Source organism: Flaviaestuariibacter amylovorans (assembly GCF_039541815.1).
GTDB lineage: Bacteria > Bacteroidota > Bacteroidia > Chitinophagales > Chitinophagaceae > Flavisolibacter > Flavisolibacter amylovorans.
The window spans coordinates 125216-148609 of sequence record NZ_BAABGY010000005.1 but is presented as its reverse complement, the minus strand read 5'-3'; the positions used below and the strand labels follow the sequence as shown (position 1 = coordinate 148609).

Here is a 23394-nt window from a genome sequence, read left to right as displayed (position 1 = left end):
GGGGCGGCCTTGACGTTTCAAAAAGTATCGGCCTTTAGAACTTGATCACTTTGCGCTGGAGGCTTTCGCCCGTCTTCGGGTCGGTGAGCTGCACGAAGTAGGTGCCTGCCGCGAGGCCCGAAAGATCGAGTGTATACGAGTTGCCCGTGAAGGTCGCCGGCTTTTGGAGCGACATCCCGTTTCCATCAAGCAGGCGCACCGTGTAGGTAGCAGCCGTCTTGCCTTCCAGGAACAGCGTCACGCGCCGGTCGGTCGGGTTAGGACCGATCACTACGTTGGGCAGTGCCGAAGCCGTGCGGGCCGTCGCCTCACCACCAGCACCCATACCGCCGCTCTGCGTCACGCAATTACCCACCTGGAACTGGAAGGTAACGGGTGCCCCCGGGCACTTGTTGGCGATACCGGTCACGGTAACCGTGGACATAAGCGTGGAGGCTGTTGCGTTCTGCGTCAGGAACGAGGAGATGTTGCCGGTGCCGGAGTTGGCGAGGCCGATGGCGGCCGGGGTGCGGCTCCAGGAGAAGGTGGTGGTTGGAACGTTCGAAGTGAACGTCACCGGAGCCGTGTTGACGCCACGGCAATATACCTGTACCGGCACGGCGGCGACCACCACTTTCGGATGAACGATGATGCGGAAGGTGATGGGCTTCCCGGAGGGGCAGCCAGCACTGCCGAGCGGGGTCACGGTAACCGTGCCGGAGATGCTGCTGGTGCCGTTGTTCACCGTCACGAACGAGGGCAACGACGTTCCGGTGCCGGAGGCGGCAAGGCCGATAGCCGTGTTGTTGTTCGACCAGGAATAGGAAGCAGCCGTGCCCGTGAACGGGATCGCGGACGTCGTGACGCCGGCGCAGAAGACCTTGCCCCCGATCGTGTTCACGGAGGTGGCGCCGTTGAGTACCAGCTGCGTAGTGGCCACGTTGCTGCATCCCGCGCCGCCGGCGCCCACGGTGTACGTGACGGTGTAGGTGCCGGGGTTTGAAAGCGCGAGGTTCGCAGCACCCGTAGCCGGGTCGATCGCCAGGCCGCCCGGCGCTGCCGTAAAGGTGCCGCCGGTAGAGCCGGAATGCTGGACGTAGGCCCAGCCCGTGGCGCAATAAGGAGACCCGGTATACGCGATCGTACCTGCCGACGGATGCACCGTGATGGCGAAGGTTCCCGAAGCGCCCGTGCAGCCCCCGCTGATCGGCGTTACCGTGATGGTGGACGTCTGCGTGCTCCCGGTATTGTTCACCGCCGTAACGGAGGGCACCGATCCCGTACCGGATGCCGGCAGACCTGTCGCATTGTTGTCGTTGGTCCAGGTATACGTTGCGGCGGCACCGAGGCTACCGGTAAGCGCCACTGCCGTTGTAGCCGTGCCCGCGCAGACCACCTGTCCCGAAGGCATGCTCACTGTCGGTGTTGGCTTCACGGTGATGCGGAAGGTCATTGGCTTGGAGGTGCATGCACCTGTGACCGCCGTTACCGTGAGGTTGGCCACCAGGCTTCCCGTGGTCCCATTCTGCGCCGTGAAGGCCGGAATGTTGCCCGTTCCGGTTGCGGCGAGGCCAATGGCGCTGTTGTCGTTGGTCCAGGTATACGAGGCACCGGTGCCGGAGAAGACGGTCGTGCCGATCGTTGTGCCCGCGCACACCACTTCGTTGGAGACGGCATTCACCGACGGGAGCGGAAGCACCGTAACCGTTTCCGTGGCGACCTCATGGTAGCCATAGCTCGTGTACGCGTAGCTCACCGTATAAGTACCGGGCGTGGAGCCGGCCAGGTCGATCACGCCGTTGGCCGGATCGATGGAGAGGCCGGCGGCAGCCGAGAACGTGCCGCCACTCACCCCGCCGATCACCGGCGCGGCCACACCGCGGGCGCAGTAGGGCGAACCGGCATAAGCGATCGTTGCCGGCGTAAACGGATTAACGGTGATCGTGAAGGCCTGCGGGGTACCGGTGCAGGTTCCGCCGTGGGCAGTGTATGCAGGCGTCACCGAGAACGTCGCCGTTACCGGCGTGGCGCCATTGTTCACGGCAGCGAAGGACGCAATGTTACCCGATCCCGAAGCGGCGAGGCCGATCGTAGGCTGGCTGTTGGTCCAGTTGTAGGCAGTGCCGGCCACGGAACCCGAGAAGCTCACCGCACCCGTAAGGGCGCCGTTCCGTACTGTCTGGCTGCTCACTGGCTGCACGTCGGGCACCGGGTTGATGATGACCGGGGCGGTGGCCTGCACCTGCGGGCATTGTCCGCTTGCCGCCAACGTATAGGTCACCACGTAGGCGCCCGGTTGCGAGGTACCCAGGTTGATGGCACCGCTGCCCGCATCGAGGCTGAGCCCCGCGGTGGACGAGAAGGTGCCGCCGGTGGCGCCGGTGACCGAAACGGCAGCCGTACCGCTGGCGCAATAGGGGGAGCCGCTATAGGCGATGCCGGCCGACGGCGGCGCGCTGAGCGTTACCTGTGTGCTCGTGCTGAATGCCGGGCAACTGCCGGAGGCCGCTACGGTGTACGTAACCGTATAGCTACCTGGCTGTGAGCTGCCCGGGTTGATGGCGCCGGTGGAGGCGTTGATGGAAAGACCGGCAGGAGCACTGTAGGTGCCGCCACTCGTTCCCGTACGCGTTACCGCGATGCTGCCGCTGCCGGTGCAGAAGGGGGCGCCGTTGTAGGCAATGGTGGCGGAAACCGCGGTGTTGATCGCAAAGCTGTAGCCGTTGTCGGCGCCCGTAGTGGCCGGCGACGTGCTCACTACGCGGATGCGGTAGTTAGTGCCGGGTAGCGTACCCGCCGGGATGGCGGCATTGATCTGGCCGTTGCCCGTTCCGTTGGCCGAACCGATTGCGACCGGGTTGGCGAAGGAGCCGGACGAGTCGGAGAGCTGTGCGATGAATTGGTTGCCCGCGCCGAAGGTGCCGGTTACTTCGTACTCCACGGCAATGCCGCTGCCGGCACAGAAGTCACCGCCTTCAATGAAGGTAGTGATCGTGTTACAGGCCACTCCAGTAGTTACCTGGATGCTGGCGGTGCGCACCGTGCCTTCCTGGTCCACCACGGTCACGGAATACACGCCGGGCCCTACGACGATACTGTCGCCGGTGCTGCCGTTGCTCCACATGCGCTGGTACGGGGCTACGCCTCCGTCGATGTGTACGCGTGCCACGCCATCGGCTACGTTGCCGCAGCTGGCCGGCGATGCTGTTGCCGAAATGCTCATGGAGCCGATGGCAACGGTGTCTTCATTATCATCGAGGTTGTATTCGAGCGGGTTGCCATTGACGATGCGGGCGATGATGCGCGTGTTGGCATCGGTGACGCGCCAGTTGGCCACCACGTCGAGCGTGTCTGCAGAATCCACGGTGATGGAGCGTTGCGTGATAAGCACCTCCTGCTGGTTGTTGTCGAGGTAGAAGAACTGCAGCGAAGCCACGCAATCGGAGGCGCCCGCATTCTTTATCACCGCGTGCAGCGTGAGGTCGGTGCCTGCCGCGGGCGCCGTGTTGTTGACTTCGAAGGTCTGAAACAGCAGGTTCGGGGCATGGCCCACCACGATGGCGCGGGTAGCTTCGTTATTGAGCTCGTCGTTCTCGTCCACTTCCTGGTGCTTGTCTACGATCGCGCGGATCACGTGCACGCCGCGGAGCGACGACGACCAGGTCCGGGCCATATGCACCGTGTTGAGCGTTCCGGCAGCCATGCCCGGCACCCGAACGGAATCGAGGGCGTCATTGTTCACTTTCGCAAGTACCCAGAACGAATCGAACCCGCTTACGCCCTGGTTCCGGTACGAGATGTCGATCGAGATCGGCTCGTCCACATCCGGGTTGAGCTTGGAAGGTGCAATGAACTCGGAGCGGGTGAGGTAGTCGGGCTTCGGCTGGTACACGTTGATCGTATGCAGCAGCACGTTGTTGCCTTCGTTGCATTCGGTGTATTCGCCGCCCGGATCCGCGATCACCCGCAGGACGTACTGGCCGGTCTGCGTAAATACATACGGATTGGGCAGACCCACTCCTACCGGGCAGCCGCAGTTGGAGCCGATGGCCGTGCTGGCGGTGCCGAGGTGCAGCCAGCCGCTGATGCCGGGTCCGCTCAGCTCGAACCGGACGTCGGCGCTGCTGGCCTTGTACAGGCCTGAGTTGACCAGGCCCATCCGGATCGGCACCGCGTTGTTGATCGGAGCCGCATGCGACATGTATTGGCCGAGGCCGCAGCTCGTGTTTGTGAGGCTGAATTCCGTGCAGAGCTTTTCGGTCGCCGTGTTGTTGTGCTCGTTCGATTCCGCAAGCGCAGCGCCCGCATCAACCGTCACTATGAGCGTATTGTCACCGTGCGCAGGCGTAGCGGCGGAGATCGTCACCGGAACCGAGTTGCCCGGGCTCAGGGTGCCGTTCCAGGTTGTGTGGTAAAGTGTGCCGGCCACGTTGAAGCGTACCACGATCGGGCCGGATACCGGCACCTGGCCGCTGTTCACGAGCTGCGCCGTGATGCTGATCGTTCCTGGCGACTGCGGATCCACCGGGTCTACGTTGAGGTTGCCGCAGCCATACACCGTGAGGTCGGCGGTGCAGGACACGACGTTCACCTGGAAGGCGGTGCTGTTGTTGCCCTCGTTGTATTCGGCAACGGCATGCGGCAGGTCGCAGTCGAGTGTCAGCGTATACAGGCCGGTAGCGCCGCTATGCACATACGGGAAGGAGATGCTCCGGCTCCACAGCGGGTCGATGTTGGACACGGTCTGGAACAGCTCGGCTACCACCGTTGCGCCCTGGCGTACGGTGAGCTTGGCCTGGAACGAACCGGTCGGCATGCCGCCCAGGTTGCGCACGATATAGGAAGCCGACGGGAAGGGCGAGCAATTGTTGGTGTTGATGTAGGCATACTGGGCATTCTCGGCTGCGATATCCGGCTGCGCCGGCAGCACCACGATGGTCTGTGCGTCGGTATTGTTCGATTCGCCGTAGCCGCTGCAGTTCTCCGCATTGCTGTTCGTATGATCGGCCTCTGTCTGGATATAGGTGGTGCCAACCGTGTTGAACTGCATGGCCGGCAAGGATACGGGCTGGGCAGCGTTCGGGCTCAGCGCCGGTATGTTGAACGGACCCGGCACCGGTGTGCCGTCGGGAAGGTTGAGGTGCAGCACGGAGGGAGCCGAAGCCGTATTTCCATTGTTCGCGACCACGGCGGTGCCCGTCAGCTGGTCGCCCACCACGATGTAGCGGGTGTTGAAGGCCGGGAATTGCGGCGTTACGGTACCCGGGCTCAGGTTCACATCCGATACGAGGTCGGGCGCAACACAGGGCACGAAGAACGTACTGAACTGGGTGGTGGTGTCCCCCTCGAGCGTATAGTCGGTGATCGTTACAGAAACATGATAGGTGCCCGGGGTGGCCGGCGCGCTGAAGGTTACGCCGTACTGACCCAGGGAGTTGGTGTAGCTGCTGATCGTCTGGCCCGTCTCGATGATCTTCACCGTTACCGTAGCGCCCGCGCAGGAGGAATCCTGCAGCTGCACCGCCGTGTTCCGGTACCACGCCTTGCCATGGATCGAAACCGAATTGTTCACGTGAACCGAAGCCGGCGCAGGGGCGGCCGTGATGGCGATGTCGCCGGGCAGGTTGAATTCACCGTTGATGAATGGCCGGATCGCCTGGTTGTCGAGCTCGTTGCTTTCGTCGAGCGCATTGCCCTGGTCGATGATCACCTGCATCGGGCACCAGCTCGGGTTTGACGGCGTGGTGATGTTCCAGCTTACCTGGATCGCGCCGTTGCTGCCCGAGAGGAAGGGTACTGTGATATCCGGGTAAGTAGTCGTCGGATCGTTCTGGTTAAGCAGGCGCACGGTGAAGTTGGTCGCGTCGCGGCCCGAGTTGTTGTGGATCGTGGCGTACACCGTTTGCTGGCTGCTCGTGTCGGGATGGGCTACCGAGAAGGTGATGTCGTTGGCGAAGATCGTGATGTCGACACGCGGGAGCACAACGGGCCCGGCAAAGGGACCGAAGGCCGCGCTGCAGCCCTGCATGTCGGTGGCCTCGATGCGGGTATGCCAGTTGGCCGATGCCGGGAGGGCGTCCGTGACGAAATAATAGTCCTTGCCGTCGGTGACGTTGTTGTCGGAAGGATCCTTGGCGGAGAGGTAATAGAGGCGGTCGTTGCCGTCGGTATAAGAGCCGTTACCCTGATAGTCGAGCAGCAGCTTGATGGTGTTGGACTGCGGCAGGTCGCCGTCGGCATCGGTATAGCGCACCTCGAAGCGGTATAGCGTGGTGGGCGTGCCGGAGGCCGGGCTTACGACAGCCGACGTGAAGCTCGTGGCACCGCTATAGGAAAGCGTCGGTGCGTTGTTCGCGCTGAACGTGACGGTTTTGGAAGCGGTGGCGGAGCAACCGTTGGCACCGGTCACCGTCACCGTATAAATACCGGAAGCGGAAACGGGGATGCTTTGGGTAGTTGCGCCGGTAGACCAAAGGTACTGCGCGCCCGCAGGGCTGGCGGTGAGCGTGGTAGCATGGCCGCCGCAGAGGGTACCGTCGCCGCCCTGGATGCTGGCAGCGGGCGTGCCCATCACCGTGATGGAGAAGGTACGCGACTGTCCCGGGCAGGCATTCGGATCAGGAGATACGGGCGTTACCACGATGGAGGCAACGATGCTGCCGCTGCCGCTGTTGATGGCGGTGAACGACGGGATGTCGCCGGTACCGGAGGCTGCAAGGCCTATCGAAGGAGCGTTGTTCGTCCAGGTGTAGGTGGTGCCCGCGGCGCCGCCGGTGAAGACCACCGGGCTCGTACTGGCGCCGTTGCAGACCGTCTGACCGGCTACGGCATCCAGGGTGGCGCCGGGCCCGCTGATGGTCACCTGAGCGGAAGTGCTGAACTGGGGGCAACCGCCGCTGGCCGGCACGGTGTAGGTGACCGTATACGTACCCGGTGTGCTTGCAGACGTGCTGATGGAGCCGTTGCCGCTGTGGAGGGTAAGGCCGGCGGGCGCAGATGTATAGGTGCCGCCGGTGGTGCCTGTATGCGTCACGTTTACGATACCGGCATTGGTGCAATACGGCGATCCGCCATAGGCGATGGTTGCCTGCGGCACGGCGGTGATCGTGATGTTGGTGGTGGCCGTCACCTCGTTGCGGCCGGGTGCCGCGGGCACATAGTACGTAATGGTGTAGGTGCCGGGCGTGGAAGTGCCCACGTTGATGTCGCCGGTGGTGGCGTTGAGGCTGAGACCCGCCGGCAGCGCACTGTAGGTGCCGCCGTTGATGCCGGTCTGGAGCACCGTCACGATGCCCAGGTTGCTGCAGAAGGGATTGCCGTTGTACGAGATCTGCGCGGAGGCGGTGGCCAGTATTTCTACGGTATCGGTGGCTACCGTGCCCGGGCAGGCTCCCGAGGGCAGCGTGTAGCTCACCACATACGTGCCTACGGAGGAGATGTTCAGGTTGACGGCGCCCGTGGTGGTGTTGATGCCGAGGCCGTTGGGCGTTGCGCTGTAGGTACCGCCGCTCGTGCCCGTCTGGCTCACGGACACCACGCCCCCGCCCACATAGTACGGCGAGTTGCTATAGGCGATCGTGGCCGTGGGCGCCGTGATGATCTGAACGTAGGTATAGGTCGTATACATCGGGCAGCCGGGTGTGCTCACCTCGTAATAGATGTAGTGCGATGACGCGTAGCTCTGCGCGGGATACAGCGTTCCTGTTTGCGCATTCAGCGAATAGCCGGCATAGTGGTAGAAATTGCCGCCGGGTGTACCGGTAAGCTGCACGGTCACCGAGTCCTGGTTGGTGCAGAAGGTAGTAGAAGGATAGGCGATCGAGGCGGACGCCGGCGCCGATACGGTCACCTGGGTCGTGTTCGTATAGGAGGCACAATCGCCGGTGGCGGGGATCAGATACGTCACCGTATAAATACCGGGTGTGCTGCTGCCGAGGTTGATCGCGCCGGTTGCCGTATCGAGGGCGAGGCCCGACGGGGCAGCGCTGTACACGCCGCCGCCCGAGCCGTCGCGGGTAACCTGTATGGTGCCGCCGGAGGTGCAGAAGGCGGGCTGGCTATAGGAGATCGAGGCAGAGGGAGCCGCCGAGATCACGATGTTCGTGGTGACCGAAATGGGAGGACAGCCGTTGATGCCGGGGAGCGTGTACGTCACCACGTGTGTTCCGGGCGTGGAAGCGTTCAGGTTGACGGCGCCGGTGCTCGCGTTGATGCTGAGGCCCGCAGGTGCCGAGTAGGTGCCGGTGCTGTCGCCCGTGCGCGTCACCGGGGCCGTACCACCGGTATTGCAATAAGGCGAGAGCGGGTAGCTGATCGATGCGGGTGCGATCCGCGTGAAGTTGAGCCCCCCGTTGGAGCCGCCGCCGCCCTCGGTGGCGCGGAACTCGATGCGTGACGTATCGTTCAGGTACCCGCGCCAGACGTTGCCGTGGCTGTCGCAGCAACCCTGGTGGCGCCACACGCGCTCCCCGTTGACCCAGAGCTCGGCCTCGTCGTCGTGGTCGGTGATGTCGATCTGGTAGTAGCCGCAGGGGAAGCCGGTGCGCTTGGCGCTCCACGAGTGATTGTCCCAGTTCACCCCGCAGCCCTGCCAGCCGGTTTGCGGCATACCGGGGTACGGCGAGACGGCGGAGGGCGAAGCATGGCCCGGCCAGCGCGCATGCGTCTTGAAGGCCAGCGTCGTGTCGATGTAGTAGCCGGCGTAGTTCAGGTTCCAGGAATTACCGTCGTTGTGGCTCGTGCCGCCATTCCAGCCATAGACGCGCCATTCATTGCTGCCGAATACGGTCGGGTTGCCGGCCGTTTGCGTGATGGTCATGGTAGTGGTGGCCCGGACGGTGTCGGGGCCGCAGTTGGAACCGAATGCGCGGTGGTAGTAGATCGTATAAGTGCCTCCCTGGCTGCTGCCTGGTGTCACCACACCCGTGGTGCTGTCGATGCTGAGGCCGGCAGGCGTCGCATAAAAATAACCGTTGCTGCCGCCGGGTGCTTCGGTGATGGTCGGTGTCAACGGATTTGCCGAGGAGCAATAGGTCGTAGCCGGGTACGAGAAGGTAGCCGCAGGTACGATCGTGAAATTGATCGAGCCATAAGAGCTGCCGCCGCCTTCCGTTACGCGGAATACTACGGTACTGGTATCGTTCAGGTAGCCGGTCCAGACGTTGCCGCTGCTGCAGCAGGTGTTATACACCAGCACGCCGTTCACGAACACCTGTGCATAGTCGTCGTGCGCGGGCAGCGTGATGCGGTAATAGCCGCAGGGGAAGCCTTTCCGCTTGGCGCTCCACGAGTGGTTATCGACGCGCACCGGGCAACCCTGGTAACCAGCCGCCGACGAAGGCGACGCGCTCGCGCCCCAGAAGTTCTGCGAGTTGTGGTTGACGGCAGAATCGATGAAGAAGCCCGAGTAGCTCATGTTCCAGGACGTGCCCTGGTCGTAGTACTGACCCGAGTTCCAGGCATAGACGCGCCAGGCGTTGATACCGAATTCGGCCGGGTCGCCCTGGCTGTAGCGGATGTTGATGGGCGCAGTGGCGGTAACGGTGTGGGTGCCGCAACCGGCCAGGTCTACCGTATAGGTCACGGTATAATCGCCCGGCGCGCTGGCCACCGGGTCTACGGCGCCGGTGAGCGAATCGATCACCAATCCGGCAGGTGCGGCCGTAAACCGGCCGGCAGGACTGTTGGCCGGCGCAACCACCGTGGGTGATACGGGGCCCTCTGAATTACAGCGGCTCAGCACCGGGTAGGTCATGCTGATCTCCGGAACGATCGTGAACTGCAGCGAGCCGAACGAACTGCCGCCACCTTCGGTTACGGAAAATTCGACCGTGCTGGTGTCGTTCAGGTAGCCGGTCCAGACGTTGGTATTGCTACAGCAGGAGTAATAGACCTGCACCCCGTTGATGAAGACCTTGGCATATTCGTCGTGGCTCGGTATCGAGATGCGGTAGTAGCCGCAGGGGAAGCCCTTGCGGCGGGCGCTCCAGGAATGATAGTCTGCGTTCACAGCGCATCCCTGGTAGCCCGGTGCCGAGGAAGGCGAAGCACCGGGTCCCCAGTCGTTCTGCGAGTTGAAGTTGAGGCCCGTGGCGGTATAGAAGCCGGAGTAGGAAACCCGCCAGGAGGCGCCGTTGTCGTAGTAATGACCGGCGTTCCAGGCATATACCTTCCATTCGTTGTCGCCGAACTGGGCCGGGTTGCCGGGAACGCTGTTCGAAACCGTCACCGTCTGGCTGCTGGCGGCACAACCGGGCGTGCTGCCGGTTACGGTGTACTGCTTGGTCTCGTTGGCGCTCAGGTTCACGAAGAACTGGTTGGGCGACTGGTAGTATTGCCACATGCTCGACTCCACCGAGGAGCGTACCGAGGGGGCAAGCACCGCATTGTACACAACGACGTCGTAGAATTCGCAGTCGGCATATTCACCATACCAGCCGCTTCCGTTCAGCTGTATACCGTTGGGCCCGCTGAGGCCACCGTTGTTCGCGTTGAGCATCGTGCCGTTCTCGTAAAATTCAGCAACGGTGCCGTTGGAATTGCCGGAATACACATAGCGGCTGTTGTCGCCGGGCTGGTAGCCCAGGTGCAGCCAGGCATCGAAATGGGCCATGCTCCGGTAGCTGCTCCACCAGCCGAGCAACCAGTTGTTGCTGACCGATGAGAGTACGCGACCGCGGGCGCCCCCGGTTTGCCGGGCCATGAACGTGGTGGTATAGGGCGGGGTAAAGTTGGTGGTGTTCCGCATGTACTGCGACGTATTGAACACGAGCGCGGGACGGTTGTTCGACGTACCGGTGAGCACGAGCTGGGGCTGGTTGGCGACATTGGATTGCACCACGTCGTTGCCGGACCCCGACTGGTCGTACAGGCGCACGCAAAAACCGTTGGCGCCGGCAAGCCAGGCACTGATCGCAGCGGCGTCGAGGTCGGCGCCCGAGGTACCGAAATCGGACTCGGCTCCATCCGAGCTGCGGCGGAGGCGGATGACCGCACCCGTATAAGTACTGCTCAGGCGACGAAGGCCCACGGCCAGCCTCGCATTGCCGGAGGCGGCATCCACCGGCAGGGGCGCAGGCGACCAGCTATAGGCCGTGGCACCGGAGGCCACCAGCACCGAGCTGGCGCCCGGGCACACCGTGGTGGCACCCGAGACGTTGATGCTGGGCGCCAGGCTGACACTGAGGTCGCCGCCGTTGTCGGTGCCCGTTGTTGCCGGGTGGCTGGCTACGACCCGGATCCGGAAGCCGTTGCCGGCGGCGCCGGAGGGAATGGTGGCGCTGATGACACCGGAAGCCGTGCCCGCCAGAGCACCGATCGATACGGGGCTGGCAAAGGAGCCCGACGAAGAGCTGAGCTGTGCGGTGAACACATTGGCCGTATCGAACGTTCCCGTGGCGGTGAACGGCACGTTGACGGTGGTGCCGGCGCAAAGCTGGGCGGGGTAAACGGTTCCTGTTTCGACCGTCTGCGCCTGGCTGAAACAGGCGGCGAGCAGGGTGAGCAACAGAATCAAACTCCTTTTCATCATATAGCAGTTTAGGTTTTGCGAGCGGGTGAAGCTACCGCAGCAGGCAAGGCAGGACCATACCCTGAACGCGGTATATCTGGTATCATTCAGAGGTTGATCTGACCGGGCGGCAACGTCCCCTTGGCCCGTAGTGGCAGGCTACCAGGGAAACGTAATGCGCAACGCCCCGCCCCGGAAACAAGCAGGTCGGACACGCAGGGGCGCAAGAGTATTCGGATCAGAAAGCAGGACTATTTCTGGCAGTTATGGGTGCAGGTCCAGGTTGGCAATCGCGCAGCGTACGCTTTGGTTGATCGTAGAGGTAGGATTTCGAACGACGACAGTGTTCAGAGAACAAGGTAAAAAAGTTTTCCGGACACCTTATGCGGATGCATCAATTATTTTTTTCTAATGTTCGTTGTGGCCGGGCGGAAGCAGAGCCTAGTACGATAGTTGCTGCGATGCGCGCAAAAAATCCGCCATGCATGACCTGATACAGGAACTCTGGCAACGCTGGCAGCCCGCTCACTGGCTCTGGAACCTCACCCTGCTGGCGGCTGCGCTGGCCATCGGGCTCCTCGTTGCGGCGCTGTTGTGGGCCACGGCGCGCTGGCAGCGCAGCGACGCGGGCTCCTTCTTCCTTGTCCGCTCGCTGGTGCGCCACCTCGGCACCCCGGTCAATGTGTTCCTGCCGCTCTTCATCCTCGACCTCCTGCTTCCCGAGATGCGCCTCACACGCTCCCTGCGCGGCAACATCGCCCATGCCGTCGAGATCGGCGAGATCCTCGCCTTTGCCTGGATCCTCATCCGCCTTCTCCGGGTACTCCAGGACGTTACCCACGCCCGGATCAACCTCCGCCAGTCCGACAACCTGCGGCAACGCCGCATCTTCACGCAACTGCTCTACATCCGGAGGGTGGCCGGGAGCATCATCGTGCTGCTGGCCATCGGCGCCGTGCTCCTCACCTTCAGTACCCTGCGCAAGCTGGGCACCGGCCTGCTCACCGGCGTCGGCATCGGCGGCATCATCGTGGGCTTCGCGGCGCAACGCTCCCTTGCCAACCTGCTCGCCGGCTTCCAGATCGCCTTCACGCAGCCGGTGCGCATCGACGATGAAGTAGTGGTGGAAGGGCATTTCGGCCGCATCGAGGAGATCACGCTGACCTATGTCGTGGTGCGGATCTGGGACGAGCGCCGCCTCGTGCTGCCGATCACGTACTTCTTGGAAAAACCCTTCGAGAACTGGACGCGCACCACGGCGCAGCTGATGGGCACCGTCTTCTTCTACACCGACCATACGGTGCCGGTAGCAGCCGTACGTACGGAGTTCCTCCGGATCGTGCACGACAGCCCGCTTTGGGATGGGCGCACGGCCGGCCTCATCGTTTCCGATGTAAAGGCGGATGCGCTCGAACTGCGCGGGCTCGTGAGCGCCGCCAACTCCTCCGCACTGTACGACCTGCGGTGCATTGCCCGCGAGGCCATCATGAAGTTCCTGGCCGACCACTACCCGGATTCCCTGCCCCGCCAGCGGGTAGACCTGCCGGGAAAACCCGGCGCTACCGGGGATACACCAGCATCCGCGTAGCAACCGTCATCCCCGATGCACAATGCATGCATCCTGCAGGCATTGTAAGAATTTAGGTGGCTTATCCGATCACTGCCAATCAGACCGTGCAAGCACGGCAGGACGGGCTGGCGCCCGTTTTCGCGACGTCACGAAGGCACAAAGGCACGATGGTCAACGGAAAGAACAATTCATTTTCCTTCGTCGCGCCGCCATGCCGTTGCGCCGTCGTGCATCGAGGCCGCTTGCGGCCGACCCGTTCCGCCTTTTTGCAGTCCCTTTTAACGGAAACAGCCGCCAAGAGGTTACGCCGGTAGCGCGCAGCGCGACTCGAAGACCTTGAAGCGCTCGAAACAAGCCCGCTCCAGCGCCTCGCGGTCGTCGGGGTGTGCGATCCCGATGAGCGCCTGCGCCCGTTGCCGCAGGTTCTTGCCGAACAGGTACGCCACGCCGTACTCCGTGACCACGTAGTGCATGTGTGCGCGCGTGGTGACCACACCGGCGCCGGGCTTCAGGAAGGGAACCAGCCGCGGCACGCCTTTGGCCGTGCGGGCCGGCAGGGCAATGATCGGCTTGCCGCCCTCGCTGAGTGCCGCGCCGCGCATGAAGTCCATCTGCCCGCCGACGCCCGAGTACTGGTAGGTGCCGATCGAGTCGGAGCATACCTGCCCGGTAAGGTCGATCTCGATCGCGCTGTTGATGGCCACTACTCGGGGGTTGCGGCGGATGATGTGCGGGTCGTTCACGTAGTCGATGTCGAGAAACTGGAAGGCGGGATTGTCGTCGACATAATCATACAGGCGCCGGGTGCCGAGGGCAAAGCCGGTGACCGCTTTGTTGGGATGAATGCGCTTGTAGCGGTTGGTGATGACGCCGCTCTCGAACAGGTCCACGATGCCGTCGGAGCACATCTCGGTATGAATGCCGAGGTCCTTGTGCCCGCTGAGGCATCTGAGCACCGCGTCAGGAATGGCACCGATCCCCATCTGCAGCGTAGCACGGTCCTCGATGAGCCCCGCCACGTGCTCCCCGATCCGCATTTCTACGGGCCCGGCCTTGTCGCCGAAGCGGGCTTCGTACAGCGGCTCGTTGCATTCCACGAGCGCATGGAAGCGGCTCACATGAATGAGGCCGTCGCCGTGTGTGCGCGGCACGTGTTTGTTCACCTGGGCGATCACGTATTTCGCGTTGTTGACGGCCGAACGCGCTACGTCCACCGACACGCCGAGCGAGCAGTAGCCGTGCGCGTCGGGCGGCGACACCTGCACGAGGGCGACGTCGACAGGCATAATGCCCTGGTTGAACAGGTTGGGGATCTCGCTCAGGAACACCGGGATATAGTCGGCCCGGCCTTCGCGCACGCCGTCGCGGATGGAGGCCGACACGAACATGGAGTTGATGCGGAAGGAGTCGGCGTATTCGGGGCGGTCGACGTGGATATCGCCGTATACAGTGATGAACACGAGCTCTACGTCGCGGAGGCGACCGGCCTGTGCAGCGAGGGCACGGAGCAGGCAAGTGGGCGTCTGGGCGCTGCCCTGTACGAACACACGCTGTCCCGATTGGATGACCGATAGGGCGTCTTCAGGCTTCCGGAAGGTGATGGGTGTTTTCATGCTGCAAAGAGCGGAAAAAAGCAGCGGACAGGGGCTGATGCGCCCGCCCCGAAAAACTGATCCTGCTCAGGTTTCAATGCGCACGGTGGCCCGGGCCGGCCCGGCCGGTTAGCTGGCATACCTGTATTTTCGCCCGGGCATTTTGCCCGGCGATCCACATGAACCTCCAAGCCCGGGAATTCCGTTATTTTCTGTACAGCCAGGCCTTTGCCGACGGCCTCCGCACCACCGTGGCGGTGCTGCTGCCGGCACTCGTCGGCTCGTTCTACGGGCAGTTCGAGACGGGTATGACCCTTTCGCTGGGCGCCCTCTGCGTAAGCCTCACCGACGCGCCCGGCCCCCTGCTCAACAAGCGCAACGGCATGCTGCTCTGCACGGTAGCCCTCTTCCTCGTAGCCACGCTCACGGCCTTTGCCCGCCAGCACCCGGTAACGATGGGGCTTGAGCTCGTAGGTGCCGGCTTTTTTTTCTCGATGTTCAACGCCTACGGGCCGCGCGCGGCCGCGGTGGGCAACGCGGTGCTGCTCATCGTGATCCTGACCATGGACAACCCGCTGCCGCCCGGCGGCGTGTGGGTGCACAGCGGGCTCATCGCGGCGGGCGGCCTCTGGTACTTTGCGCTGTCCTACTTCTTTTCGCTGGCCCTCCCCTACCGGCCGGGACAGCGCGTGCTCGGCGAATGCATCCGCGAGCTCGCCCGCTACCTCCATATCAAAGCTTCGTTCTACGATCCTTCGTCCGACCTCGACAGCGGGTACCGTCAGCTCGTGTCGCGCCAGGTGCTGGTGCACGAGAAGCAGGACGCCGTGCGCGACATCCTCTTCAAGACCCGCCAGATCACCCAGGAGTCGACCCTCGAGGGTCGCCGGCTCATCCTGATGTTCGTGGAAACGGTGGACCTGTTCGAAGACATCACCGCCGCCTATTACGATTATGCGTCGCTGCGCCGGCGCTTTGCACCCACCGGTATCCTGGAGCAGATCGCCGAGCAGATCCGCGAAATGGCGCGCCACCTCGATGATATCGGCGTAGCCGTGCAGATGGACCGTCCCTACCGCGCCGACGGCACACTCGAAGCAGCCCTGACCCGCTTGAAAAGCGCCATCGACGCCCTGCCGAAGCTCCCTTCCGAAAGCCACCTCGTACTGCGCAAGATCCTCGTGAACCTGCGCCGCCTTTCGGGCCGCCTTACCGAGCTGGAGCACTTCTTCGACCCCGAAACCATCCCCGAGCGGAAGAGCCGCCTCGACCACGGGCTCTTCGTGAGCCACCAGCCACTCGACCCGAAGATCTTCTGGAGCAACCTGACGCCCGAATCGGTGGTGTTCCGGCACTCGCTCCGCGTGGCCTTTGCCTGCCTGTTCGGCTATTTCCTGACGCGGCTCATCAACTACGGCGAGCACAGCTACTGGGTGCTGCTCACGATCGCGTTCATCCTCAAGCCTGCCTTCAGCCTCACGCGCGAGCGTAACGTGCAGCGCATCATCGGCACGCTGGGCGGCGGGCTCTTCGGCGTGGCCGTGCTCTACTTCATCCCAAGCCGCGAGGCGCAATTCGTGATCATGGTGCTTTGTATGCTCGGCACGTATTCGTTCCTGCGCATCAACTACCTGGCGATGGTCTGCTTTACCACGCCGTTCATGCTGATCCTATTCCACTTCCTGGGCATGCCCTTCATCGAGCTCGCCCAGGAGCGCATCTTCGATACCGTGCTGGGCTGCGCCATCGCCTTCGGCACCAGCGTGCTGCTGCTTCCCTCCTGGGAAGCCGATCAGCTGGGAGGCCACCTCAAAGGGCTTCTCCGCGCCAACGGCAACTACCTCGACCTGATCATTTCGGCACTCGAGGGACGCAAGGTGTCGCAGCTTTCCTACAAGCTCGCCCGCAAAGAGCTCTACGTGCAAACGGCCAACCTTTCGGCGGCCTTCCAGCGGATGCTCAACGAGCCACGCAACCTGCAGCGGAGCAAGAAGCACCTGCACCCCTTCATCGTGCTGCAGCATATTCTCTTTTCGAATATGGCCACGCTGGCCACCGACCTGCTGCGCCGCGAGCCACGCGCCCACGCGCCGGCGCTCGTACACAGCGCACAAAAAGCCCTCCGTACGCTCGAAGGCGGACTGGAGCGCATGCACGCCGAAAAGGAAGCGGTGTTGAAGGAAGTGGAATCGGTACCGGGGGTGGAGACTGCGCCCGCGGCCGAGGACGCTTTGATGAAGGAGCAGCTCGACTACATCAACCAGGTATGTACCGACATGGACAAGGCGCTCAGGCAGATCGGCCTTTGAGCCACTGAAGGGCCAGCGCGTAGCCTTCGAGACCGAGCCCGAAGATGGAGCCTGCCGCCTTGGCCGACACGTGGGAAAATTTGCGGAAGTCCTCACGCGCATGCACATTCGAAATATGTACTTCTACAACCGGCGCCGTGATGGCAGCCACGGCGTCGCCGATGGCCACCGAGGTATGGGTGTAGGCAGCGGGGTTGAGGATGATCCCATCGTGGTCGAATCCGACGCGTTGCAGCTCGCTCACGAGCTCGCCCTCGATGTTGCTCTGGAAGTAATGAAGCGTTACGTCGGGATGGCGCGCTTGCAGCTCCCCGAAAAAAACGTCGAAAGAGCGGCTGCCGTAAACGTCGGTCTCACGCTTGCCGAGCAGGTTCAGGTTCGGACCGTTGATGATGGCGATCTTCATGGCCCCAAAATAGGGCATTATCGGTTGCCAGCAGGCTCCAGCACCGGAACGAGATGGCGCGGCCTTCCTTTATTTCCCAGTCGCGCAGCAGGCCCTCGCAGGTAAAGCCCAGGCGCTCCAGCACGCGGCCGCTTGCGTCATTACCTGCCTCCACCAGGGCCTCGATGCGGTGGATGTTCCGTTCGTAACGGAGGTAGCGCAACAGCACCGGCGCCACCTCGGGCAGGATGCCCTGCTTCCAGAAGGGCGGCAGGAGCCAGTAGCCGATCTCGGCCTTGCGGTGCGCGGGCTGGTAGTGGTTGAAGCCGATGGCGCCCGCAAACGCATCGTCGGCCCGCCGCACGATCTTCCACCAGCCGCCGCTGCCCTCCTGCCAGATCCGCTCGTAAAAGTCCATCTGCGCGGCCGTGGCTTCCAGCGTCTCGTACCGCACGCCATAGAAGGGAATGACCTCGGGATGACTCAGTCCGGCGAACACGGAAGGCTGGTCGGCCGGCATGATGCGGCACAGGCGGAAGCGTTCTGTCTCAAATTCGGGAAACGGCGCGTTCATACCCTAAAGAAACGATAAGTCGCCTGCCCATCCGCCCGAAAAACGTAAATTCGCCATCTGCCCGGATGGGCTGTTATCGCTATACCGCTTACCGATCATGACCCCCTGGAAAAACCCTGCCCTGCTCCTTGCCGGCACCGCACTCAGCATTTCAGCCGCTGCCCAGCAAAAGGCCGACACGGCCCGCACGCTCGACGAGATCGTGATCTCCGCCAACCGCTGGGAGCAAAACCTCAACGAGGTACCTAACCAGGTGACGCGCATCGAAGCGCGCGACGTGCTTCAGAATAACCCGCAGACAACTGCCGACCTGCTGGGGCAGAGTGGCTCCGTATTCATCCAGAAAAGCCAGCTCGGCGGCGGCTCGCCCATGATCCGCGGCTTCGCCACCAACCGGGTGCTGCTGGTACTCGACGGCGTCCGCCTCAACAACGCCATCTACCGCAGCGGCAACCTGCAGAACGTGCTTTCGGTGGACCCATTGAGCCTCCGCGAGGCCGAGGTCATCTTCGGGCCCGGCTCGCTGATCTACGGCTCAGACGCCATCGGCGGGGTGATGGATTTCCATACGTTGCCCGCACGGCTTTCCACCGACGGCAAAACGCTCGTCAGCGCCTCGGGTCTTGCCCGCTATTCCTCGGCCAACAGCGAGAAGACCTACCATGCCGACGTCAATGTGGGCGGCCGAAAATGGTCGTTCCTGGCGTCCGCCACCTTCAGCCAGTTCGGTGACCTGCGGATGGGGCGTAGCGGGGGCCCCGACTCCTACCTCCGCCCCGAATACATCGTGCGCCTTCGCGGCACCGACAGCATCGTGAAGAACAGCGACCCGCTCGTGCAGCGCTTCAGTGGCTACGAGCAGGCGAACCTGCTCTACAAGCTGCGCTTCCGCGCCACGGAACACCTCGACCTGCAATACAGCTTCAACTATGCAAGAACCGGCAACGCGCCGCGCTACGACCGCCTCATTCAATACCGCAACGGCCGCCTGCGTTTTGCCGAATGGAACTACGGGCCAATGCTGCTGCAACAGCACCAGCTCCTGCTCACGCACAACCGCAAGAACGCCCTGTACGACGAGGCCCGGTACTCGGTTGCCCTCCAGGATTACGAGGAGAGCCGCATCGACCGCTCCTACCGCAGCAACAACCGCAACGTGCAGGCCGAGACCGTAAAAGCCATTGTGAGCAACGTGGACCTGAACAAGGGGATCGGCCGCGGGCAGCTGTTCTACGGCGCCGAGTTCGTACACAACAAGGTTGGTTCCACCGGCCTGCAAACGCATATCGGAACCGGCGCCCAAACACCCATCGGCTCCCGCTACCCGGATGGCAGCACCTGGACCTCCTCGGGCCTCTATGCGAGCTACAAGATCAACGTGCAGCCGAAGCTGACCCTTACCGGCGGCCTCCGCTACAGCTTCAACACGCTCAATGCCACCTTCGATACCACGTTCTTAAAGTTTCCCTTCCGGAGGGCCGAACTGCGCACCGGCGCCCTCACCGGCAATGCGGGCCTCGTGTACCGCCCGGCCCAGGGCTGGCAGCTCAATGCCCTCGTGTCCACCGGCTACCGTATGCCCAATATCGACGACATCGGCAAAGTATTCGAGAGCACGCCGGGGATGCTGTCGGTACCCAACCCCGGGCTGCGCCCCGAGTACGCCTGGAACTTCGAGGCCGGGGTGGTGAAATCACATGCCGACAAGTACCGCTTTGAGGTCAATGCATTTTACACGCTGCTCGACGATGCCATCGTGCGCCGGCCCTTCTCCCTTAACGGCAAGGACAGCCTGCCCTTCGGTGGCGCCATGAGCCGCGTGGAGGCGCTCCAAAACGTGGCGAAGGCTACCGTGTGGGGCGTGCAGGCCAGCGCCGAGTGGTCGTTTACCCGCGCGCTCTCGCTGCGCACCCATGCCAACTGGATCCAGGGTAAGGAAACCGATGATGCGAAAAACGAGCAGGTGCCCCTGCGCCATGCCGCGCCCTTCTACGGCAGCAGCTTCCTGCGCTACCGCGTTGGCAAGCTCTTTACGGAAGTGGGAGCGTACTACAACAGCAAGATCAAAGCGAAGGACCTCCCCCCTTCCGAGCAGGCCAAGACGGACATCTATGCCAAGGACGCGGATGGCAAGCCCTACGTGCCCGCCTGGCATACCTGGAACCTGCGGGCTTCCTACCAGTTCACGAAGCACATCGGCCTTACCGCTGCCTGGGAGAACATCGGCGACAAACGCTACCGCCCTTACTCCTCGGGCATCGTAGCGGCCGGCTCCAACGTCGTTGTGTCGCTGCGCGCATCGTTGTAAGTTCTTCGTCCACGACATAGAAAAAGCCCCGACGGTATACCGTCGGGGCTTTTCTCTTGTCGCATTACTTACCCGTATAATTACGGACCATCTCCACAAAATCGTCGAAGAGGTAGCGGCTGTCGTGCGGGCCGGGATTGCTCTCGGGGTGGTATTGCACCGAGAAGGCGGGCTTGCCCTTCACCTTGATGCCTTCGATGGACTGGTCGTTGAGGTTGATGTGCGTGATCTCAATGTGTTCGGCGGTGCGCACGGCATCGGGGTCTACGCCGAAGCCGTGGTTCTGCGAGGTGATCTCGCAGCGGCCGGTCAGCAAATTCTTCACCGGGTGGTTAAGCCCGCGGTGGCCGTGGTGCATCTTGAAGGTCGGGATGTCGTTGGCGAGGGCCAGCAGCTGGTGGCCGAGGCAGATGCCGAACGTCGGCTTGTTGTCTTCGAGCAGTCCTTTAACCGTACCGATGGCATAGTCCATAGCGGCGGGGTCGCCGGGGCCGTTGGAGATGAAGTAGCCGTTGGCGCCGAAGGCGCGGATCTCTTCGAGCGAGGCTTTTGCGGGAAACACCTTTACGTAGGCGCCGCGGTCGGTCATGCAGTTGAGGATATTGCGCTTGATGCCGTAGTCGAGCACCGCGATGCGCACCGGGGCGGCGGGGTCGCCGAGCTCGTAGGCCACGCGGGTGCTCACCACCGAGGCGAGCTCCAGACCATCCATATCGGGCACTTCTTCGAGCTTCTTTTTCAGCTCCTCCGGATCTAGGATCTCGGAGGATATGATGCAATTCTGCGCGCCCTTGTTGCGGATGGAGGCCACCAGCGCGCGCGTGTCGACGCCTTCGATGGCCACGATGTTCTGCTTTTTCAGGTATTCGTCGAGCGAGCCCTGGGCCTGCTGGCGGGAGAAGAGCTCCTCGAGGTTGCGGCCGATGAGGCCCTTGATCTTGATACTTTCGCTTTCCACGTCGGCCTCCTTGACGCCGTAGTTGCCGATATGCACGTTGTTCATGATCAGCACCTGGCCGTAGTAGCTCGGGTCGGTGAACACTTCCTGGTAGCCGGTCATGCCGGTGTTGAAACAGATCTCGCCGCCGGTGGTGCCGATGGCGCCGAAAGCTTGTCCGCGGCACACGGTGCCGTCTTCGAGTACGAGCAGGGCTTCACGTTGAGGGGTCATAAAAAAACAAATTGCGCAAATATAGGACCGGCCCCTGTCTTCCCAAGGGAGAACTTAGTTTATCCCGCTTTTATCTCTACAGCCTTCCCACAGGACGAGATCAAAACAAAAGAGCCGATGCGCGTTGCGCATCGGCTCTTACTATAGTGTTGAGCTGCAAAAAAGGAGGCCTTATTGGGCGGGCTCCTCCTGCGGTACGGCGGGAGTGGCCGGCTCGTATGCAGGCTCTTCCTCCTGCTTTTTCCGGCCGGTGAAGAAACGGAAGATCGCGCCGCCGGCGAGTACGACGCCCGCGATGATGAACTTCAGAAACTTCATGATGACGGCGAAGAATCCCGCCTTGGCGAGCACCTTACCGGCTACAAGACCACCGATGGTCCAGGCGGCGATGTCGTCGGTCTTGGAGTCGAAGTCTGCGTAGCGCTCGCCCTGGTTGAATTGCGCCATGGCGATGATCGAGGGGATCTGCTTGTTTACGGAATCGATCTGGCTCATGCCGGAAACGGCCTGCAGCACCAGTACGCCCCGGCGGCCGAGTACGCGGATATCGTAGTTGAGCGTGTTCTCCTCCTTCCCTTCGACTTTGAATTCCTTGGCCCAGTAGAGGATCTTCTGCTCCTTGTTGTAATAGGGTTTGGCAGCCCAGCCCACGAGGTCCATCGACTCCATGCCGAGGCGCTTGCGCTCCTCGTTACCGGCAACCGCGTCTTTCTTCAGCTCAATGAGGAGGTCGTCGTAGTTGATCTTGTCGGCGTCGTCGTCCTTCACGAAGCCCATGGCCTCGTACTCCACCACGAAGGCGTAGTCGGCGAGTACGGCGCCTGTATTGGCCGGCACGATGAGGCCCAGCGCTTTCTGGCCTTTGGGGTTGCCCCAGATGTCTTCGATGATGAGGCGGGCCTCAGTGGAATCGAGGAACTTAAAGCCCGCCGGCAGGTTGAGCGTGGCAAGGTTGCTGCCCACGACCACGGTACCGGTCTTGTAATGGAGGCTCTTTTCGATCGAATCGACGGCGCGGAGCTGTTCGGCCATGGCCGCCTGTTCGCGCTTGAGGGAGTCAGTGGGGTCGCCGGCGCGCACGACAAGGGCCGCCAGTAGGAGTACGGAGAGGCAAAGCGTTCTCATATGCAGTATTTAGTTGATCTGTAAAACTACGGGAATTAGTCGAGACAGGGCAGAGCTGGACGGCACACGGCGTCGTTTTCTAAGCACCCTGTCACCCAACGGGAGAACTCAGGTTTATCCCGCTTTTATCTCCACAGCCTTTTCACAGGACTAGCTCAAAACAAAAAGCCGATGCGCAATGCGCATCGGCTTTCTAAATGATACTCTTTAGGAAGGTAACCGATCCGAAAGAATGTGCGCCCCAGGTTCCCCCTTGGGGGGACAGGGGGCCGGGGCTTAGGAAGGCTGCTGCTCCGTAGCTTCCGTAGCGTCGGCTGCGGGTGCCTCGGGGGCTTGCTCCTGCGCTTCGGCAGCGGGTGCTGCCTCGGCGGCCTTCTTCTTGGCACCACCGGCGCGGCGGGTGCGCTTGGCGGGCTCGTCCTTCTTGGCGGTTGCCTTACCGTAGATCTCGTTGAAGTCTACGAGCTCGATGAGGGCGGTCTCCGCGGCATCACCGGGGCGGGTGCCCAACTTGATGATGCGGGTGTAGCCACCGGGGCGGCCAGCCACTTTCTCGGCTACAGTACCGAACAGTTCCTTGATGGCCTCTTTGTTCTGCAGGTAGGAGAATACAACGCGACGCTGGTGCGTGGTGTTTTCTTTCGCCTTCGTGATCAGGGGCTCGGCGTAAACGCGCAGGGCCTTGGCCTTGGCCAGGGTCGTTACGATACGCTTGTGCTCGATGAGCTGGCAGGTGAGGTTCATCAGAAGCGCATCGCGATGCGATTTGGTTCTGCTCAGGTTCTTGATCTTGTCTCCGTGACGCATGACATTTGGTTTTAATTCAGCTGCACCGTGTCAGGAATTGCAGCCTACGTTGTTAATGTGCTAAT

Annotated in this window: 10 protein-coding genes; 3 read left to right on the top strand and 7 right to left on the bottom strand. The window is 62.5% G+C overall.

Going from position 1 to position 23394, the window contains the following annotated elements:
- Positions 1 to 34 precede the first annotated feature (34 nt).
- Entirely contained in the window at positions 35 to 11509 is an 11475-nt protein-coding gene (locus ABD937_RS05905; RefSeq protein ID WP_345254193.1) for a CARDB domain-containing protein, read from the bottom strand.
- A 460-nt stretch (positions 11510 to 11969) separates the two neighbouring features.
- Here ABD937_RS05905 and ABD937_RS05900 point away from each other — a divergent pair, with 460 nt between their 5' ends.
- Positions 11970 to 13076, top strand: a complete 1107-nt coding sequence (locus ABD937_RS05900; protein WP_345254191.1) for a mechanosensitive ion channel family protein — start codon at positions 11970 to 11972, stop codon at positions 13074 to 13076.
- A 284-nt stretch (positions 13077 to 13360) separates the two neighbouring features.
- Here the strand turns inward: ABD937_RS05900 and ABD937_RS05895 are convergent, their stop codons facing one another.
- Positions 13361 to 14671, bottom strand: coding sequence for an acetyl-CoA hydrolase/transferase family protein (locus ABD937_RS05895; RefSeq protein ID WP_345254189.1), 1311 nt, complete (start codon positions 14669 to 14671; stop codon positions 13361 to 13363).
- 158 nt (positions 14672 to 14829) lie between these two features.
- Here ABD937_RS05895 and ABD937_RS05890 point away from each other — a divergent pair, with 158 nt between their 5' ends.
- A complete protein-coding gene (locus ABD937_RS05890) occupies positions 14830 to 16959 on the top strand; it encodes an FUSC family membrane protein (protein WP_345254187.1) in 2130 nt (709 codons plus the stop codon).
- Here ABD937_RS05890 and ABD937_RS05885 read toward each other — a convergent pair.
- On the bottom strand, positions 16940 to 17365 hold the full coding sequence (locus ABD937_RS05885; RefSeq protein ID WP_345254185.1) for a type II 3-dehydroquinate dehydratase: 426 nt from the start codon (positions 17363 to 17365) through the stop codon (positions 16940 to 16942). The two genes, ABD937_RS05890 and ABD937_RS05885, sit on opposite strands and share 20 nt — an antisense overlap.
- The gene (locus ABD937_RS05880) at positions 17313 to 17918 is read right to left on the bottom strand and encodes a GNAT family N-acetyltransferase (protein WP_345254183.1); all 606 of its coding nucleotides are present in this window, start codon (positions 17916 to 17918) and stop codon (positions 17313 to 17315) included. The genes ABD937_RS05885 and ABD937_RS05880 overlap by 53 nt, the downstream gene beginning before the upstream one ends.
- 97 nt (positions 17919 to 18015) lie before the next feature.
- Here ABD937_RS05880 and ABD937_RS05875 point away from each other — a divergent pair, with 97 nt between their 5' ends.
- The gene (locus tag ABD937_RS05875; RefSeq protein WP_345254181.1) at positions 18016 to 20226 is read left to right on the top strand and encodes a TonB-dependent receptor plug domain-containing protein; all 2211 of its coding nucleotides are present in this window, start codon (positions 18016 to 18018) and stop codon (positions 20224 to 20226) included.
- Positions 20227 to 20290: 64 nt separating this feature from the next.
- Here the strand turns inward: ABD937_RS05875 and carA are convergent, their stop codons facing one another.
- The 3 genes from carA to rplQ all read right to left on the bottom strand — a co-directional run bounded on the left by carA (position 20291) and on the right by rplQ (position 23329).
- Positions 20291 to 21397, bottom strand: coding sequence for a glutamine-hydrolyzing carbamoyl-phosphate synthase small subunit (carA, locus tag ABD937_RS05870; protein ID WP_345254179.1), 1107 nt, complete (start codon positions 21395 to 21397; stop codon positions 20291 to 20293).
- A 171-nt stretch (positions 21398 to 21568) separates the two neighbouring features.
- Positions 21569 to 22522 (bottom strand): DUF2167 domain-containing protein, encoded by a 954-nt coding sequence (locus ABD937_RS05865; protein WP_345254177.1) that lies wholly within the window; start codon positions 22520 to 22522, stop codon positions 21569 to 21571.
- Between the two features lie 276 nt (positions 22523 to 22798).
- Positions 22799 to 23329 (bottom strand): 50S ribosomal protein L17, encoded by a 531-nt coding sequence (gene rplQ / locus ABD937_RS05860; RefSeq protein ID WP_345254175.1) that lies wholly within the window; start codon positions 23327 to 23329, stop codon positions 22799 to 22801.
- Positions 23330 to 23394 lie beyond the last annotated feature (65 nt).

Excerpts from the sequence above, each read along its gene's own strand:
- ABD937_RS05880 (WP_345254183.1), bottom strand. The coding sequence starts at position 17,918 with ATGAACGCGCCGTTTCCCGAATTTGAGACAGAACGCTTCCGCCTGTGC.
- ABD937_RS05895 (WP_345254189.1), bottom strand. The coding sequence starts at position 14,671 with ATGAAAACACCCATCACCTTCCGGAAGCCTGAAGACGCCCTATCGGTC.
- ABD937_RS05905 (WP_345254193.1), bottom strand. The coding sequence starts at position 11,509 with ATGATGAAAAGGAGTTTGATTCTGTTGCTCACCCTGCTCGCCGCCTGT.
- rplQ (WP_345254175.1), bottom strand. The coding sequence starts at position 23,329 with ATGCGTCACGGAGACAAGATCAAGAACCTGAGCAGAACCAAATCGCAT.
- carA (WP_345254179.1), bottom strand. The coding sequence starts at position 21,397 with ATGACCCCTCAACGTGAAGCCCTGCTCGTACTCGAAGACGGCACCGTG.
- ABD937_RS05900 (WP_345254191.1), top strand. The coding sequence starts at position 11,970 with ATGCATGACCTGATACAGGAACTCTGGCAACGCTGGCAGCCCGCTCAC.
- ABD937_RS05890 (WP_345254187.1), top strand. The coding sequence starts at position 14,830 with ATGAACCTCCAAGCCCGGGAATTCCGTTATTTTCTGTACAGCCAGGCC.
- ABD937_RS05865 (WP_345254177.1), bottom strand. The coding sequence starts at position 22,522 with ATGAGAACGCTTTGCCTCTCCGTACTCCTACTGGCGGCCCTTGTCGTG.
- ABD937_RS05875 (WP_345254181.1), top strand. The coding sequence starts at position 18,016 with ATGACCCCCTGGAAAAACCCTGCCCTGCTCCTTGCCGGCACCGCACTC.
- ABD937_RS05885 (WP_345254185.1), bottom strand. The coding sequence starts at position 17,365 with ATGAAGATCGCCATCATCAACGGTCCGAACCTGAACCTGCTCGGCAAG.